Origin of the sequence: Bacillus sp. M13(2017), assembly GCF_002218325.1 — a bacterium.
Taxonomy (GTDB): domain Bacteria; phylum Bacillota; class Bacilli; order Bacillales; family Bacillaceae_G; genus Bacillus_A; species Bacillus_A thuringiensis_K.
Genome location: NZ_KZ268506.1, coordinates 1 through 18645 on the forward strand (window position 1 = coordinate 1; position 18645 = coordinate 18645).

Sequence of the window (18645 nt, forward strand, 5' to 3'; positions counted from 1 at the left end):
CTATAATCATAAAAGAATTAAGGCAAAATTAAAGGGTATGAGCCCAGTACAATACCGGGCTCATACCCTAGAGGCTGCCTAATGAAACGACCTGTCTAACTTTCGGGGGTCACTTCACAGTAGGTGGCTTTTTCTATTGCTTAGATGTCCATAGTATTTAATGGATTATATTTGTCATTTTGTTCTCTTAATGCAGTACCCCATATAGCCAAGTAACGTTCAGTCATTCGTAAATTGCTATGACGTAGCATTTTTTGAAGGGTAAATACATCACAACCATTAGCTAACATACGATGGGCAAATGTATGCCTAAAAGTATGGGCAGATAAGCGAACGTCTTTAAAATTCATTACCACCTTTAATCGTTTAAAGATACATTTAACAGCATTAGGTGTTAAAGGCTTGTTATCTTTATTTACAAAGACATGACTTGATAGAGTATCAAATTCTCGTTCACAGAATATCTTGTATTCGCATAGTTCTTTAATAAGTTTTTCTGTTAAAGGAATGCTGCTTTGCTGACGTTTCTTTCCGAATACAGTAATTGTGCCCTGTACAAGGTCAACTTCTCTCCATTGCAAATTACATAATTCTCCTAACCTGCAACCAGTACCGAGAAAAATAAGCATGATAGCATAATCTCTATATGCGTAATATTGTTTATCTCGTTGTTTTAACCGCCTATAATAGCCAAGCATTTGTTTAATATGTTGGTCATTGAAAACCTCGATTTTGATGTCTTCTTTTGCATACGTAAACTTTCGAGTAGGATTCTTCTTTTCTTCAATGATTTCTTGATACTGAAGGTAATTAAAGAAAATCTTTAACGTATGGAGTTTGGTATTTCTTGTAGTAGGATTGTTCTTACGTTGCTTTTGACAATATAATAGGTAGCTTTTGATTACATTAGGTGTAATATCATTAACGTCAATAAGTTCACGTTCAGAACAAAACCCTTGAAACTCGTTAAGAGTAAGGAGATAAGAACCGATTGTTCGAGAGGATAAATTTTTAAATTCCCTGTCATCTTTGAAGTCTTGAATAGCAAATTTAAGCAACAAAAAAACCACGTCCTTTCCAGTTTATAAACTAGAAGAAAGTGGTTCTTCGATTGCATAGCGTGTCTGCCAGCAACCACTATATTTTATTACCGTATAAATTGCTTGAAAATTCAGCGATATCAAGCGTGTATGACCCCGGAGAGGTTCGAACTCACGACCTCCACCCTGTCAAGGTGGCGCTCTCCCTGCTGAGCTACGGGAGAAACGTTGATTTAAAGGGATTTTCATTAGTGTATGAAAGTCGAAATCTATTGAAATTGCATAGTTTTTTGTATGCCATGTGACCATTTGTGACCACAAAATTATGTTCTTAGCTGTCTGTATAATGGTAAGGGGAATGAGGTGACTCATTCCTTTTTTGTGTAGAGGGGGATAATTTCCACAATTAGAGGAGGACTTGTGGAGAGAATAGGCATAGGTTGGTTCAGACACATGGTATGGAAATGTTGAGTGTCCGAGAAAGAAATATGAGAGCGTGGAAGCTGAAAAAGAAACTTGATGATAAAGAGAATGAATTAACATACATAAAGAGAAAGGTTAAAGAAGGCATGGATGCTGAGCGAAAGAAACTTGACAATAGAAGGACAGAAGCCGAAGAGATTTTAAATCTTGTTAATAATAAGAATCAATTAACATCAGAAGTTGATAAGCTAGGAAAAGATGTTGAGGCTAAGAAAGTCGAGATTAATATGATTTACATTCCAATAAAAAACAATTAAACTGTATAAATGAATTAATTAATAATAGACGCAAAAAGGAGAATTATCGTGAAAACAAAAAAATGGACAATTTGGGGAATTATCTTTTACATCCATTCAGCAGTATTACTTTTCTTAGGATTTGATAGACTCGGAGGATATCAAAATTCTGAAACATATACCGATTCGAATAAATATGCCTACGTAGGCGGAGATGCGTATAATTATATTATCAATACAAATGTACTTACAGGTTTCTTTGTACTTAGTGCGTCATTCTTTGTAGCAGGTACAATGTTAATCGCAACTGGTTCAATTCTAAGAGCTATCAAGGAAAAGTAAGTGGAGAACAAATACTTGAACCGCCAATAACACTATATAATTAAAAATGGACTTCCTTCGGGAGGTCTTTTTTTATCTTTACCTTTGTTTCTACGAAGCAGGACATGACTTACGGGATAGTACAGATTCAACTCTCTGCTCATTATAAGGAGAAGAATGAAGCCTCTAGAATTATCTGCTAAAGGGTTGTTCCAACGAGAGATTATAGAAAATGTAAGTAGAGGTTGGTAAGAAGGGATGGTTATGTGACCATTTGTGGCCACAAAATTATGTACTTAGCTGTCTGTATAATGGTAAGAGAAAGTTGTTTTGCTATGGGGAACTATACTAATTTTCGATGGAACTTTTGCTTTAGTAAGGATTGTTACAGTAGAACTTGAGAAAAGAAAAAGAACCACGATGCCGACCAAGCTGATGGTTCTTCTTCTGATTCCAAATAATTGAATTAGATAAACTACCACAATGCTGTAAATAGTTGTACGCAGAACTCGATGTTAGCGCATCGGGTTCTTTTTATTATGTACCAATTGTATCATTAATATAATATTCTTAAAAGAGGATGGGGAAAATCAATCTTCTTTGTTGATGTAGGATAGTATATTTCTACATTATTGAGTCTCTCTTACTTATGAAAAGAGGGAGGCTCTTATCACAAAACATTTAATGAAATATTGCTTTTATTAGTTACTGGGATTAGGAAATCTTACAGCACTTTTTAGTATCTGGCTCAGTAGCCATATGCTTGGATATAGACGGAAAGAAGCTAGTTGTAAGGGGGTTATTTTGTTATAGTAGAAGATAGACAACCTTATTCAATAACATGCATGGATATAGATGTAATTCAGATGGAGGAAAGAACATGGAGAAATTAACATTACAACAACTGGAATCCCATTTATGGGAATCTGCGAACATAATGCGAGGAAGTATTGATTCTTCCGATTATAAGAACTATATATTTGGGTTACTATTCCTAAAACGTTTGAATGACGTATTTGTAGAAACAGCAAAGCGTATAGAAGAGGAAGAAGGAGATGACTACGGTTGGACTGACCGTGACGAGCATCAGTTCTTTGTACCAGAAGGCGCAAGATGGGAAGATATACGTTCCAAAACACAGGACATCGGTGATGCTATTAACAAAGCATTTGAAAAGCTAGAAGAAGAAAACGTATCGTTACAAGGGGTACTAGCGACAATCGACTTTAATGATAAAGAAAAGCTGCCTGACAACCTTTTACTGCAATTGATGCAGCACTTTTCAAAAATTGATTTAAGTAATGCGAGCTTATCTGAACCTGACATGCTCGGTCGTGCATATGAATACCTCATTAAGCAGTTTGCTGATGATGCTGGAAAAAAAGGTGGAGAATTCTATACGCCAAGTAAAGTAGTAGAACTTATTGTAAAACTGATTAAACCAGAAGAAGGAATGCGTATATGCGACCCAACAGCAGGTTCTGGTGGAATGCTTATTCAATCTGTAGACTACATTAAAGAAAAAAGTGGAAACCCACGGAATCTTGTGTTACATGGACAGGAAAGAAATCTTAGTACATGGGCAATTTGTAAAATGAACCTTCTATTACATGGATTAAGTGACCATCGCATTGAAAAAGGAGATACAGTTCGTGAGCCTAAGTTATTAGAAGAAGGTGAAATTATTCTTTATGACCGTGTTATCGCTAATCCACCTTTTAGTTTAAAGAACTGGGGACGTGAAGAGGCAGAGGCTGACGAATACGGACGTTTTAGATTTGGATTACCCCCAAAAACAGCAGGGGATTATGCGTTTATTCAGCACATGATTGCGACATTAAATCATGAAGGTAAAGCTGGAGTTGTTATGCCACATGGTGTTCTATTTCGTGGTGCAGCAGAGGGGACAATTCGTAAAGGGTTAATTGAGGAGGACTTAATTGAAGCAGTTATTGGTTTACCTTCTAATTTGTTTTATGGTACAAGTATTCCAGCATGTATTCTAATCCTTAATCGTAATAAGCCAGAAGAGCGTAAAAACAAGATTTTCTTTTTAGACGGCTCTCAGGATTATCAAGAGGGGAAAAAACAAAATACATTGCGTGACCAAGATATTGAAAAAAATGTAGCAGCTTATGACAAATATGAAGAAGTAGAGAAATATTGTCGTCCTGTAAGCATCGAAGAAATTCGTGAAAATGACTATAATTTAAATATCGCTCGTTACATTGATACCTCGGAAGAAGAAGAACAAATTGATGTAGCTGTTGCATTAGTAGAACTTTGTAAGTTGGAGAAAGAATGTAAGGAAATCGAGTCGGTGATGTATGGGTATTTAAAGGAGTTGGGGTACGATGTCAAATCAATGGATTAAAACAAAAATAGGCAATCTAGCTACACTTCGGAAAGAGAAATTTGACCCTAAGGATGAAAAGATAAAAAAGTATATAGGTCTAGAACATATAGAACAAGGTACAGGAAGAATTAATGGGCATGGGTATTCTTCGGAAACTACTAGCATGAAAGCAGTATTTGAAACAGGAGATATTCTATTTGGTAAGCTGCGTCCCTATTTGCGGAAATATTGGTATGCCCAGTTTAGTGGAGTATGTGCTACGGAAATACTACCGTTAATAGCGAATAAGAATGTAGATAGAAAATTTCTTTTTTATTTACTACAACAAGACAAATTTATTGATTTTCTGGACCAGAAATCTTTTGGTACAAAAATGCCAAGAACGTCTTGGAAAGAGATTAAAGAATATGAATGTATCGTTCCGTCATTATTGGTTGAACAAGAGAAAATTGTTTCTACCCTTTCTTCTGTTGATGAGGCTATTGAAAAAACGGAAGCTATTATTGAGCAAACCAAAAAAGTAAAAAAGGGATTGATGCAGCAGCTTCTTACAAAAGGAATTGGACACACGAAGTTTAAGAAAACGGAAGTTGGGGAGATTCCTAAGGAATGGGAAGTAAAAACATTTAATGACCTTTTACGAGAAGGTTATATCATTGATATCCAAGATGGAAATCATGGAAATGCTCACCCGAAAGCCAATGATTATGTCACACGAGGTATACCATTTATTATGGCAAATAACTTGGTAAATGGAGCTTTAGACTTAGTAAATTGTAAATTTTTAAAGAAGGAGCAAACAGATAAGTTAAGAATTGGATTTTCTATAGAGGGAGATGTCCTTTTGACACATAAAGGAACTATTGGGAGAACAGCTATAGTTCCAAGGGTTGAAAGTTATGTTATGTTAACCCCTCAGGTAACCTACTATAGGGTAAATGATAGCAGGTTATCTAATAAATTCTTAAAGTACTTCTTTGAGGGAGATTATTTTCAAAACAGGTTAGAAAAGTTATCTGCGCAGTCAACCCGCAGTTACATCGGTATTACAAATCAAAAGAACCTATTAATGGCAATGCCTACATTAGAAGAACAAGAACAAATTGTGAGCAATTTAGAGATATTTGATGAAAAGTTAGGGAATGGAGTTGCAAAGTTAGAACAATTTCAAATTCTAAAAAAAGGACTTATGCAATCTCTTCTCACAGGAAAAGTTCATGTAAAGGTCGATGAAGCTGAGGTGACACAAGTATGACCTCCTCCGCTAAATGGAATGAGAAACAACTTGTTGAAAACCGTATGATTGAACAATTAAAGGAACTGGACTATGAACATCTTCATGGTCCTTCTCTTGATTCAGAACGAGAATCAAGAGGGGAAATCATATTAAAAGAACGGTTAAGTAAAGCTATCTTACGACTAAATCCTTGGCTTTCCGATACTAATCTAGCAAAGGTTATGCGTGCTATTACACATATTGAATCAATAAGTTTAATGGAAGCAAATCAAAAGTTCCATGAAATGATAGTCAACATGATTTCTGTTCAACAGGACCTTGGCAAAGGGAAAAAGAATCAAACTGTAAAACTAATTGATTTCGAAAGACTCGAAAATAACGAGTTTCTAGTAGTAGACCAATTTACCATAAGTAACGCTCAAAGTAACATTCGCCCTGACCTTGTTATTTTTATAAATGGATTACCCCTTGTTATTGTTGAATGCAAAAGTCCTATGCTGCCTCCAGATGAACAGATTGGTGAGGGTGTACGTCAGTTACATAGATATCAAAACACACATGAGCAGCTATTTTATTACAACCAATTTATGCTTGTTACAAGTAATGACCGTGCAAAGATAGGGACTATTGGAGCAAAAGTGCAGCACTACGGTGAATGGAAAGACCCATATCCAAAAACAGTCGCAGAACTAGAAGCTTCTCCAACACCACAAGATATTTTAACAGCTGGAATGTTAACAAAAGAGAATCTACTAGATTTAATTCGTAACTTCATAGTATACGAGCCAGTAGAAGGTCGTACAATAAAAAAACTTGCCCGTTACCAGCAGTTTCGTGCAGTAAATAAAGCAATTGACCGTATCTTATGTGCAGAGGATAAAACGCAACGTGGCGGTGTTGTATGGCATACGCAAGGAAGCGGGAAATCTTTAACGATGGTGTATCTTGCGATAAAGCTACGACGGATTAAAGAACTTAAGAACCCCACTATCGTTGTAGTGACAGACCGTAAAGACTTAGATGACCAAATTTCAAACACATTCCGTCGATGTGGCTTTCCAAATCCACAACAGGCTGAATCGGTTGCACAATTACGGCAGCTGCTTCAACAAGGTACAGGCTCTACTATTATGACATTGGTACAGAAGTTCCAAGAGGATGCAGAGACAAAGGAATTCAAGAACCTATCTACTGCTGAAAATATCTTTGTCATGATTGATGAATCTCACCGTTCTCAATACGGTGGACTAGCGACCACAATGAAAAGTGCTATGCCAAATGCTTGTTATTTAGCATTTACAGGTACACCAATCGATAAGGAAGATAAGAGTACAAAGCGTACATTCGGACCATACATTGACAAATACACCATTGAACAAGCAGTAGAAGATGGGGCAACAGTACCTATTTTTTATGAAGCAAGAATGGCTGACCTACATGTGCAAGGAGATTCGTTAGACGAACTGTTCGAGCGACAATTTCGTGAGTACAGTGAGGAAGACCGAGAGCGTATTAAGAAGAAGTATGCAACAGAACAAGCGATTATTTCGTCTCAAAAACGAATTAAACGTATTGTACTAGATATAATTGAACATTATGAAACACATATCCAGCCAAATGGCTTCAAGGCACAAATTGTGGCGATTAGCCGTGAAGCAGCAGTTATGTATAAAGAGATGTTGGACGAGTTGAGTAATTATGAATCTAAGGTTATTATGTCAGCGGGTCATAACGATAAGGAACATCTTCAAAAACATCATTTGTCAAAAGATGAAGAAAAAGATGTGATTGCTCGTTTTAAGAAGTCGATGTCAGAGGATAAGTTATGTTTCTTAATCGTGTGTGATAAGCTGCTGACAGGCTTTGATGCTCCAATCGAACAGGTTATGTATTTAGACAAGCCAATTAAAGAACATAATCTTCTACAAGCCATCGCTCGTACAAATCGTACATATGATAAAAAGACTTATGGTTTGATTGTCGATTATTACGGTGTTTCTAGATTCCTAGAGCAAGCGCTTGCTATTTTTAATAAAGAAGATGTACAAGGGGCATTAAAAAATATTGATACTGAGATACCAAGATTACAGTCTCGTCATCGTTCTGCTATGCGCTTTTTCGACTATATCTCGACAGAAAATCTAGAAGCATGCTTACAAGTGTTAGAGCCAGAAGACGTACGAAACGAATTTGACACAGCATTTAAACGCTTTTCAGAAAGCATGGATATGGTAATGCCGAGTCCAAAAGCACATGGTTATATAGCAGATTTAAAATTTCTAGGTAAAGTACGGCAAGCAGCAAAGTCTCGTTATCGTGTCGATGGGATGGACATTAGTGACTGCGGAGAAAAGGTAAAGCAGCTCATAGAGGAGCATCTTGCAGCAGTTGGTATTAACGTTGTTCATGAACCAATTGATATTCTTTCGAATCGATTTGAAAAACAGATAGAGGAAACGAAGACACCAGAAGGTAAAGCAGCTGAAATGGAACATGCCATTCGTCATGAAATACGAGTTAAGTTGGAAGAGAATCCAGTTTACTATACATCTTTAAAGGAACGGCTTGAAGAACTCCTTCAACGGCGCAGAGACCGCCAGATGGATATCGACGAGTTGTTGGAAGAATATCGTAATATGGTGAATGACATGCGAAATACAGCCCGAAAAGGTGAAGAACAAGGCTTTACCCGTGAGCAATACCCATTTTATCAAATGCTGGAGAAAGAAATGCCTCAATATGATGATGCAGAGGATTTGAAAGCATTAGCGCATCTTATAACGGACATCATTCAGCAGGAAGCAGATATAGTGGAATGGACGACTAAAGAAGATGTGAAACGTGAAATGCGAAAGAAGATAAAGAAGCAGCTCCGTGTAAGTCCTTGTCCAAAAGAAAAATTGGAGAGTCTAACACAGCAATTGATTGACTTAGCAACAGTGAATTATAGGAAATAGCATCAGTAACGAAAATAAGCCATCTTTCTTGAGATGGCTTTCCTTCTATTCCAGTGTTAAAGTAGGTCCGTTTACACGTAACCAATCTTTACGTTGTTCATAGTCGGGGAGGATAGAGCGCACAAAGTTCCAGTAGTCATTACTGTGATTCATATATCTTAAATGTGCCAATTCATGCACGAGTACGTAGTCTATAATAGACATTGGTGACATGATAATTCTCCAGTTTAAATAAATGTTACCTTCAGATGTACAAGAACCCCAACGCATTCTCTGCTCCTTAAGTTCCACATCATTAGGTGTAACGCCCATCTTAGCACAATACAGCTTTAAACGTGACTGTACCTTCGCTTTACCGTGTTCAAGATACCAAGCTTTGAACAAGTCTAGCAATTGTTGTCTCTTCTCCTTTTCGTCTAATCCCACTGGAACGGTTGCGATGAATTTACCTCTTACAAAATTTAACTGAACTTTTTGTAGACCTTCTTCTCTATATACTTTTAATCGATAGTTTCGTCCTAAATAAGCAAATTTTTCACCGCTAACAAATTCCTTTGGAACAGGAGGCTCAGTTATCTCATTCACTTCTTTTAGCTTCTGGAAGATAGTAGGTGCTTTCTTTTGCACAATCTCCTCAATTTGTTCGTCGGTAATACCTGTAGGGACTATGAGTCGAGTGCTTTCCATCCATTCAATAATAATAGATACGTCTTTTTTATCGTCGGCATATTCGATGTCATACTCAATAGCTGTAGTTCCATATTGAAAAGTCGGCATGCTATAACTCCTTCCCATATATATCATCATTTTACGGACAGAAGTACATTGTGGCAACTGTAATTGCAATTGTAATTTTTGCTAGAAGTTGTTGTGTACACATCAGCGCAATTGAGGGCGTTGTAAGTAGTCGTGAGAGGATGGGATTGTGTCATATAAGGTTTGAACGGAGGAGGGGGTATTTTCCACATCTCATAGTGTCTTGTTAGGGAAAGAGAGAGTAGCACCTACATACACACCAATACGATGTGAAAAATTACGATACGAGACGGATATTTGATGTTTTTATTCAATAAAAATACCTTAACAATAAGTATTTCTAAAGTAAATGTCGAAGCGTGTATACATCATTTGTTCATGTCGATACTTTTTATTTTAGGTATCAAAGTATTTTTGTATCGATGCTACTATTGTAAGTAACGCTTGATGCAAGAGTTGATGAGAAGATGCTAATTACAAATCCTGTAGAAGGTTATGATGGATATAAGAAAGAAATTTTTATCAAATTGTTGATAGAATCTATTGCGTTACACTGTTAATAGTATTTTAATAATATTAATAATTGAATGAAGCGTTAAACAAATAAACTATAAAAGGAGAGGGTTTACATGTACCCGCCTCAATAGGAGGCACACTTATTTCTATTACCTGTTACGTACTAAAATAGATAGGATGTTTCATGTCTATAACTGGGGATGAGTGTGTTTTCTTCGAGGTCGGAGTATGTAAATTCACCCCTTTTTGTGCTTCTTGGGGTAGGATATATCCACTCGTACTAATCTTATCAGTGCTTTTTTTAGCCGTACACAGCTTGTCGGTGGCTATTTAAATTCTGAGTTTATATGCTTCAAACCCTTGTGGTTCTAAGGCTAGAAGGAACTCCCCTTTTTTTAGGGAGTTCCTTCTAAAGTTGGGGGGTAAACTCCCCCGAAAAAGGGGACTTTGTTCCAGACCTTCGGGAAGAATTCCTCAAAAAAAGGGGAGATAACGGGTCACTAAACAGAAGACGAATTATAAACAGAAGATAAAAATAAAAAAGAATATATGTAACGCCCCCCTGCAAGCGGGTATGGGACGTTACGGACTTAGGTAATTTCTGCTTTTTTAAGGAGGCTAAAGTTCTAGATAAAGCAAAAGAACCACCAATGCCCTCCAAAGCGTAGTGGGCTAAAGATAAGAAAAATAATCTATGAGCTAACCATCTTTGTAGGCATTTAAGTCAGATAGTTTTCAACCCTTGTCAACTTCTTAGTTGTGAAATGATACTAATGTAGACGGGCAAAAGAAATTGATAAATGCTAATAACTTTTGGGGTGTGAGATAATACTAAATTATGAGAGCATACGAACTTTTTAGTTGTAATATAAAAAAATATACCACTTACTACAATTTCTCATCAGAATCACTAGTAATTCTCGGACAAATCTGATATAATTTTAATTTTGGATACATGTTGATGTTATATTGCGTCTGTGATATAATAGACTTACAGTTAAATAGATGTACTCGCATTCTTGTCCAACGGACATAGTGTTATTTTGCGACTTGGTTCTATTGCAGAACTGACGACTTAGGCACAGAAGAGTCTATCAATCCATTAATTTGGGTCGGTAGCTTTTCTGTGCCTTTTTTGCGTTGCCTTTTTTAGTAACGAAACTACGTTAACAGAAGGAGAATTACAGTGATTAATTACGTTGAAGTTGATAATAATTTTATTTGGAATAGTGAAGAGTACAATTGCAAGGAGCAGTTCATTACAGTTCTATTAAGAACCTTGAGCATGAATCCAATGGGTTCAGCTAGAGTAGGGGTTAACAGCTTGCTACAGATGCTTTCGTTGAGTGAGGGTAAGAAAAATAAAGCATCTTTAAAAGCAACCCTTGTAGCAATGGAAAAGAAGGGTATGATTATTATCTTTGAAGATTTCATAAAGATGAATCAGATTCAAGCAGAAGATATGAAGTATGCGAATGATTACTTTATTGAAGTATCTGATATTTCTGATGCTAAAACAATTTTTGGAGAGAATGCTGAAGGTAAAGTTAAGAACAACTTCACTAAGATTTCATTTGATGTGATGATGAAGCTTATTGCAATGAAAGAGCGTAATAAGTCAATCGCATTCGCAGTTTACTTCAATATTGTGCATTGGATTTGGGAAGGGGTTTCAAATTGGAGTGTGTCAAACCCCACAATTGAAAAGCTTGCAGAAGCTACTGGATTAGATAAGAAGACAATCACTAAGTATGTGAAAGTGCTTATGAAAAATGAGTTAATCTACTTTGAAACTATCAGAGAAGAATACGATAAAGAGAAGAACTACTACTGTAAATGGGAATATAGAGAATCATTTAAGGAAGATGTTAAGGCTCTTCAAAATTACTATAAAGAGAAAGGTGGACAATAGGGTGAAATATTATTATATTAAGGGACAAATAGAGTTGCGTATTGACAAGAGAGGGAATATCGTTTTTAGTCCTATAACAGGAATGTACGCTAAGGGCAAGAGCGTGGGTGGGATGCTTTATAATGCTGAGAAATCAAATCCTCAATTCATGAATAGCTTTAAGTCAATTCACTGGATTGAACTTGATAAAGAGTGTGTACAAGAGGTATTGAAAAGTGGATTAAGGTTCGCAGATGGAACAAGATAGAAATGTGACAGACAAACTGTATATATAAGTGTAAAAGTAAACACATCTCATAAAAGAGAGAACCTAACCTTTGGGATTGCCTTTGCCCATCTTTTAGCCGCAATAGATTGGATTGGTTTGGGTAGGATGCCTTGGGAAGAAATCTTAACCGATGCATTGAGTGATGAGTAAAAGCAGGAGAAATCCAAGTAAACATCATCTAATATAAAGCTGCCAGTAGGGCAGTTTATTTCTTATACAGCTAACTGGTTTAACAACAAGACTCAAATAATTGATTATTTGAGTGCGGTAAAATGATAAATCTTTAGTGATTTAATGGAATGTAAGGTGAACTAAAGAAAAAGAAGAACTATTGTGTTATTTAGTAATAAATATTCCGCTAAGAAAAATGGATATCAAATTTATAATGTACTGATTTTCAACCCTCTAGGCTAATTAGGTAACCTAGAGGGTTTTTATATAGCTATAAATAGTTTAATAGTCTAGCTTTGTTAATTATTTTAGTTATTTATAGGGATTTAATTCGGAGATAACTTTAAAAAAGTATTAAAGCTAGGTTTATTTAATACTTAAATTACGTTTAAATGCATTTTTTATTCTAGCTGCTAGAATTATTTGACAATTTTAGCAGCTAGATGATATATTGTTGGAAACTATTAATTTGAGGAGTACTTCATATGAATTCAACATTAAAGAAATCTTTATCAACCCTATCATCTAGTGCATTATTTGATGCAAGTAAAGAAAAAAGAGAAATCAATATTAGACAGCTATGTGAGGATATTGAAGAGAAGAAACTTGTCATTCCTGTTTTTCAAACATACATTAGATGGGTAAATGAAAAAGTTGCAGAATTATTTAATTATCAGTTACACGGAGCAGCACCAATTTCGCCGATTTCAGTAAATCTTATTACAAAGCCTGAGAAGGTAGTTGAACAAATGAATTTTATTACACGTGAAGTTTTAAGTGGCGAGGAAATGAAGAATAAAATGTCAGTTGCTGATGGACAGCAAAGGTTGTCAGCAAACTATAAAGCGTTTGTTAATCATGAGGATATTAGTAATGTGGTGCTTGATATCAGAAAAGGTAAGTTCAGAGTACTAAATGAAGGAGATGAATTAGCAGCTCATCATGTTCCTGCTGGAATCTTGTACAATAAGGATACAGTTGTATTTAAGGAATATATTAGAAACAATAAGTTTTTAAAGCAAGAGGAAGTGAAAGATGTTTTAGAAGATGTTCGAAGAAAACATTTCTCATATACTTATGTCATTAATGTAGCGACGGATTTAAACAAAGAAGACCAAAAGGAATGGTTTGAGGTACTAAATTTAGAGGGAAGTCGTGTAACGGAAAATATGGTTTACTTATCTGAAATGCTCATAAAAGGTTTGGATTTTTATACCAATTATGTGTTTCCATTCGTAGACAAATTAGAGGGTTTTGGATTTGGATATCTTTTCCCAAGAAAGTCAGCTGAAGTATCTATTCCGTTAGCAACATTAAATACTTCGTATTATAAATTTACAGGTTTACCTAAAACAAACAACTCAAGTCCTATACCTTCTGATGCCAAACCTAAACCTATTGGTAGATTAGAAGTTGTTGAGATTAAAAAGATTATTGATGAAACGCTAGAAGCTATGGACAACGTTTTATTATTTATCCGTGAAAATGCAACGTTAATTCCAAAGATTGAACGTATAGATATTATTACTTATCTAATCGGGTTATTTGTTGAATTTGAAATTACTAGCGAAGTTGATGGTAAGCAAAAAGAATATATTCTTAAATGGTGTCAGAGCATTAATTTTGTAAATAATTCAAATTCGGAAAGACGGGAAAAATTTGAACGCTTGATTGATGACTATAAGAAGCTATAAAGATTGAGATAGAACATGAAATCAATTTTCATGTTCTATCTTAATTTAATGATAGTAAATGTATATTGATACTTGGATGAAAGGGATAGCTACTACATTGCTATCCTTTTTGAATACAGTCGTAATAAAATTTTGATTTTAATAGGAATTACCATTAGGAATCTTTACTTCCTTCTATTCTATTGCCTTTATCAAACATAAGAGTAAGAATGAACTGCCTGTCACAATCTTTCAATGAGGCTATTACAATATTGTGAATGTAAAATACTAGGACATGTGGTATAATTTAATTTCTAAATAATTTGTCTTTTTTGTAAATTGTCAATGTGGAGGTCTATTATGTTACTGAGTAATACTGATATAAAAAGAGAGTTGGTTAGTACTAAAAAACTTAGCATCTACCCCTTAAGTTTGGAGAATATTAAAGCCAGCTCAATTAACTTAACTGCAAGCGCTCATGCATGGGATATTAAGTCTGGGGATTCTGTTGTAACATCTGATAAAAAAAAGATAATTGTAAGGGCTTCCACAACTGTGTCTATACACAGCCAAGAGGCGATATGGGTATCTAGAAGGATAGGAGGTACATATCATCCTAGAGTCTCTTTGGTAGCAAAAGGATTAAGCAACATATCAACTACCTTAGACCCTCAATGGTATGGACTCTCTCTGGTAACAGTAAGTAATAATACAGGTCAAGATATTGAGCTTAAAGTAGGAGAAGCTTTTGTTTCTGTTATGTTATATTATGTTAACTCTCCTGCTGAAAAATGGAATATAGATAATCAGGCTGGTAGACCTGACTTATACAGTAGGTTTAAACTAACTGATGATGATAGAGACTTTCTTAACCAACAATGGCATAAAAACCATCCTTCCATAGTAGCTGCTATGAAAAGGTCTGATACCTACAAAGAACTTGTTAATGATAAGAAAAGGTTTAGCAGATGGTTCAAAAGCATTTCTACAAATCCACTGATTGTTGGCATCTTGGCAGGAATAATAAGTGGTGTCATAACAGGCATTATAGTTTATAAGCTAGGTATGAATTAATGACAGCATTCAAATTGACCTTTCTAGTATTAATGAAAGGTCTTAATTTTTTGCCTTTTTCACAAACTTACATCTTTGAAACAGTATTTTAATACGTAAGTCGACAGGTTAAGCGGAAATCTAAATTATAGTTAAAGAAAACCTTTATTCACAGTCTTATGAGGATGTTTCTTATTCACTAATACGGTCGTCAAAGGATTAATGCCGTTAGGTATTAGCGTTCTGTAGAGAGTGTACAAACAGCCGCAAATAAATGCCTAATATATCTTATTTAGGGGATTAAACTTCTTATTATTTTCCTTTAATTCATTAGAGAACATATGCAGATAACGCTCAGTTGCTTTTATACTAGTATGACGTAAAATTCAAGTATATAATAAAATTACCATATACAGCACAGTTAAGGACTTCAAGGAGGCTCTTAACGATGAATGGAAGCGTCAAAAAAGATAATAAAACAGGAAAGTATTTTTATATTGTAGATATTGGTATTGACCCTTTAACAGGTAAAAGAAAGCAAAAAAAGAAAAGGGGATTCATTACTAAAAAAGAAGCAGAAAATGCTTTAACAATGATACTTTCAGAAGTTCATACTGGAACATACGTAGAACCTAGTAAACTACTTTATGGTGAGTATCTGGAGAGCTGGTTCAATACAAAGAAGCACAGTGTTGGTATTCAAACAGCGAAGGTACTGAAAGGCTACTTAAACAGCCGCATCATTCCTTCTCTAGGTAATATCAAATTAGCTCAGTTAACATCATTGCACATGCAAAACTATGTCAATTCACTGCGGAACGAAGGTTTAAAGAGAGGAACAATAGAGAAGATAATCAAAATCATTCGGAACTCTCTTGAGCATGCAATAGATTTGGAGCTGATTACCAAAAATGTCGCAGCTAAAACTAAGTTGCCTAAAAGTGATAAGGAAGAGTTAACTGTATGGAATGAACAGGAAGTGCAGTTGTTTTTGAAAGCTGCGCAGGATAGCAGGTATTCTATTGTCTTTCATATGGCTCTTGTAACTGGAATGAGACAAGGTGAATTACTAGGTTTGCGGTGGAAAGATGTTGATTTAGAAAAAGGGCATTTAACTATTAGCCAAACGTTAAGTCATGACGGGAAGACGTTCTTGCTTGGAGGAAAGACGAAATCAAGTTTAAGAAAGATACTATTACCTGTATCCACAATAGCAAAGCTAAAGAAGCATAGAGCAGTCGTATTGAAAGAGAAGCTGAGTCAAGGTGAGGAATACCAAGACAATGACTTGGTGATGTGTACTCCTTCTGGAACGCCAATCAATCCTGCTAATGTTAGAAGGAGTTTAAACGCTTTGATTAAGAAAGCAGCTGTACCAAAGATTCGCTTTCATGATTTACGTCATACACATGCAACCCTGTTATTGGCTAAAGGTGTGAATGTGAAGGTGATTTCTGAGCGGTTGGGACATAGTAACATCAAAATCACATTAGACACATACTCACATGTATTACCAACGATGCAAGAAGATGCAGTTAATAAAATAGAAGAGATTTTGTAGGTAATGTGACCAATTCTGTGACCACTAGCTCTATAGAGTATGAAAGTAAACAAATAAAAACCGCATCAAACGTTAAGTTGACACGGTTTCTAACGGTATGACCCCGGAGAGGCTCGAACTCACGACCTCCACCCTGTCAAGGTGGCGCTCTCCCTGCTGAGCTACGGGATCCCAACTATAAATATTACGACCAGCAATGTGTTTTCATTCGTGTAATCGGAGGATTTATATAATTTGTTGAATATTGTAACATTTGACGTATTCTTATAATAGCAACAAACTTCAATAGTGTAAAGATGTAATTTTCTGAATATTATTATTCCAATTTGTATATAAAAAATAAGCCCAGAAGAGCTTATTTCAATAATAATAATATCACCGCAATTATCAATGATATCATCAAAAATACAAGTATAAATAATGGAGCTCGTTCATGAGCTATCTTCCTGTAAGTGTCATTGAAGCTGTATAAATTGTATCTACAGAACCGTCAGCATTTGTAATTTTAACTTTGTAACGATATTCCCCGTTTTCTGGAAGTTGTCCCCCAAAACCAGTTGTATTGTAAAATTCTTCGTTTGTTCCAGCTGGTAATTCGGAGCCAAAATTGAAGTCAGTTTCATAGTAACCCCAGCCACTTGCCCATTTCTTTTCAATAGTTACACGATAGCGCACATCTTCAGCTCTATCATTTGTAATTTTTGCAATCATATTTTGGCCGTAGCTGTACTCTGTAGCGTGTAATTGAATTGTGAAGCCATTCAACGTTTCGCTAGGACCACAAATATAACGACAGAACTCGCTTGCTCCGTCAGCATGTGCCTTTGGTGTATCAATGTTCATAGCTGTTAAACCGCCTAAAGCTAAAGCTCCTGTTAATAATACTTTACCAAATGTTTTCACTTGAAATTCCCCCTAAGTATATTCTCAATTCGTTCGATAGATATCATATTAATCTAATGGAACGTTTTTTCCTTAAGTGTATTCGCTATGAATCTTTCATCTTGTAGTAATCTAATCACAAGATAAAATTTCATAGTTTTGATTCTATATATGTATCATGATTTACATAGAACAAATCTGTTAATACGCTTTGGTTATTTACTTATTCCACCACTTATTATTACCTTTTATTGGTAAAATGTTGGTTTTATTATATAACATTATTATCTATTTACAAGAGAAAATAATACTGTATGCAAAAATGCATAATAAAAAACACTGCTTGTATTCTAGATTACAGATTAAATGGAGTGTTGGGTTTCAATTAATATTTGAGTGGAACTTAATGCTAATTTTTTATGCTTAACAGTATGCATATATCATCGTTTATTAAAGTCATAATTGATAAACCTTGTTCAGGGGACGCTCTTCCTGCTGAGCTAGAGAATCTTCAAAAGGGAAAGTATAAGCGATTATGCTAGTAATGTATGAAGGAATAATGATGAGAAGCGAATTTAGTAGAAAGTAGTCTTTGGATGTAGTGGTTATATTATTTACGATACCAATCCAAAGGACCTTCAGCACTTAAATCAACAAGAAAAGGGAGTAAGAAATGTAAAGGTAAGCTTATAAGTTCTGGCATAGCGTTCACCGTTTTCTTTGATAGATATTGTCTCATAAAACAATACGGACAATCCTTTTCAAATGTCACGAGTATTGCCCATACATCTTTTATTGTCCACTTCGTTTTACAATACGTACAACGCGTCATGAGGTTCCTCCTCATTTTAAGTTTTCTTCTAGTATACTCCATTCCATTGTAAGAAAGTCATTTGTATTTGGTGTGGTAAAATGTAAGTTATTTTATTTTTATGTGAATCTATTTAGTCATTTATGATCAATTACATATCATTTGATATTTTTGCAGAATGATAGATTTTCAGTTTCAATATGCCAATTGGCCAATATATCCTTTTTACAATTTACTGAAAATCATGTATAACAGAGATACATGATTATTTTATCTCGCTATTTGCAGGCAGTAAGATCCCTTACCTCGAAATTCAGCAAAAGTAAAGAAGTTAGGTTGGAGTCTGGATGGCCGTAAAAGTCCGATTGGTGAGGGTTGATGAAAGTTTCACTTTATAAATATTCAGAAGTAG

General features: G+C 35.3%; 15 protein-coding genes and 1 tRNA gene. 11 read left to right on the forward strand and 5 right to left on the reverse strand.

From position 1 onward, the window contains the following. On the forward strand, positions 1-82 hold an 82-nt coding region (locus CGQ22_RS16670), incomplete at its 5' end, for an IS3 family transposase (protein ID WP_140420774.1). Between the two features lie 58 nt (positions 83-140). On the opposite strand, the gene CGQ22_RS16675 is transcribed toward CGQ22_RS16670, so the two are convergent. Beyond that, the gene (locus tag CGQ22_RS16675) at positions 141-1061 is read right to left on the reverse strand and encodes a tyrosine-type recombinase/integrase (RefSeq protein WP_089148997.1); all 921 of its coding nucleotides are present in this window, start codon (positions 1059-1061) and stop codon (positions 141-143) included. 467 nt (positions 1062-1528) lie between these two features. On the opposite strand from CGQ22_RS16675, the gene CGQ22_RS32285 reads away from it, so the two are divergent. From CGQ22_RS32285 to CGQ22_RS16705, 5 genes are all read left to right on the forward strand, one after another. Next, positions 1529-1780, forward strand: coding sequence for a hypothetical protein (locus tag CGQ22_RS32285; protein WP_217622146.1), 252 nt, complete (start codon positions 1529-1531; stop codon positions 1778-1780). A 48-nt stretch (positions 1781-1828) separates the two neighbouring features. Next, entirely contained in the window at positions 1829-2101 is a 273-nt protein-coding gene (locus tag CGQ22_RS16690; RefSeq protein WP_000850455.1) for a hypothetical protein, read from the forward strand. A gap of 859 nt (positions 2102-2960) precedes the next feature. Further along, positions 2961-4454, forward strand: coding sequence for a type I restriction-modification system subunit M (locus CGQ22_RS16695; protein ID WP_089148999.1), 1494 nt, complete (start codon positions 2961-2963; stop codon positions 4452-4454). Further along, positions 4435-5691: a restriction endonuclease subunit S gene (locus CGQ22_RS16700; RefSeq protein WP_089149000.1), complete on the forward strand. Its 1257-nt coding sequence runs from the start codon at positions 4435-4437 to the stop codon at positions 5689-5691. Before CGQ22_RS16695 ends, CGQ22_RS16700 begins: the two co-directional genes overlap by 20 nt. Next, positions 5688-8630 carry a type I restriction endonuclease subunit R gene (locus CGQ22_RS16705; protein ID WP_089149001.1) on the forward strand — a complete coding sequence of 981 codons (2943 nt, stop codon included), beginning with the start codon at positions 5688-5690 and terminating at the stop codon, positions 8628-8630. Before CGQ22_RS16700 ends, CGQ22_RS16705 begins: the two co-directional genes overlap by 4 nt. A 45-nt stretch (positions 8631-8675) precedes the next feature. Here CGQ22_RS16705 and CGQ22_RS16710 read toward each other — a convergent pair whose 3' ends face one another. Next, positions 8676-9407, reverse strand: a complete 732-nt coding sequence (locus tag CGQ22_RS16710) for a M48 family metallopeptidase (protein ID WP_089149002.1) — start codon at positions 9405-9407, stop codon at positions 8676-8678. A 1681-nt stretch (positions 9408-11088) separates the two neighbouring features. On the opposite strand from CGQ22_RS16710, the gene CGQ22_RS16715 reads away from it, so the two are divergent. From CGQ22_RS16715 to CGQ22_RS16735, 5 genes are all read left to right on the forward strand, one after another. Then, on the forward strand, positions 11089-11814 hold the full coding sequence (locus CGQ22_RS16715; RefSeq protein ID WP_089149003.1) for a hypothetical protein: 726 nt from the start codon (positions 11089-11091) through the stop codon (positions 11812-11814). Between the two features lies 1 nt (position 11815). Continuing rightward, positions 11816-12061 carry a hypothetical protein gene (locus CGQ22_RS16720; RefSeq protein WP_089149004.1) on the forward strand — a complete coding sequence of 82 codons (246 nt, stop codon included), beginning with the start codon at positions 11816-11818 and terminating at the stop codon, positions 12059-12061. 677 nt (positions 12062-12738) lie between these two features. After that, positions 12739-13947 (forward strand): GmrSD restriction endonuclease domain-containing protein, encoded by a 1209-nt coding sequence (locus tag CGQ22_RS16725; protein WP_089149005.1) that lies wholly within the window; start codon positions 12739-12741, stop codon positions 13945-13947. 339 nt (positions 13948-14286) lie between these two features. Then, entirely contained in the window at positions 14287-15000 is a 714-nt protein-coding gene (locus CGQ22_RS16730; protein WP_089149006.1) for a dCTP deaminase/dUTPase family protein, read from the forward strand. Between the two features lie 427 nt (positions 15001-15427). After that, entirely contained in the window at positions 15428-16540 is a 1113-nt protein-coding gene (locus tag CGQ22_RS16735) for a tyrosine-type recombinase/integrase (protein WP_089149007.1), read from the forward strand. Between the two features lie 98 nt (positions 16541-16638). On the opposite strand, the gene CGQ22_RS16740 is transcribed toward CGQ22_RS16735, so the two are convergent. The 3 genes from CGQ22_RS16740 to CGQ22_RS16750 form a co-directional block, all read right to left on the reverse strand. Beyond that, positions 16639-16711: transfer RNA gene (locus tag CGQ22_RS16740), tRNA-Val, on the reverse strand. A gap of 267 nt (positions 16712-16978) precedes the next feature. After that, positions 16979-17443: a hypothetical protein gene (locus tag CGQ22_RS16745; RefSeq protein ID WP_000846650.1), complete on the reverse strand. Its 465-nt coding sequence runs from the start codon at positions 17441-17443 to the stop codon at positions 16979-16981. Positions 17444-18032: 589 nt separating this feature from the next. Continuing rightward, entirely contained in the window at positions 18033-18254 is a 222-nt protein-coding gene (locus CGQ22_RS16750) for a hypothetical protein (RefSeq protein ID WP_000196288.1), read from the reverse strand. Positions 18255-18645: the final 391 nt, after the last annotated feature.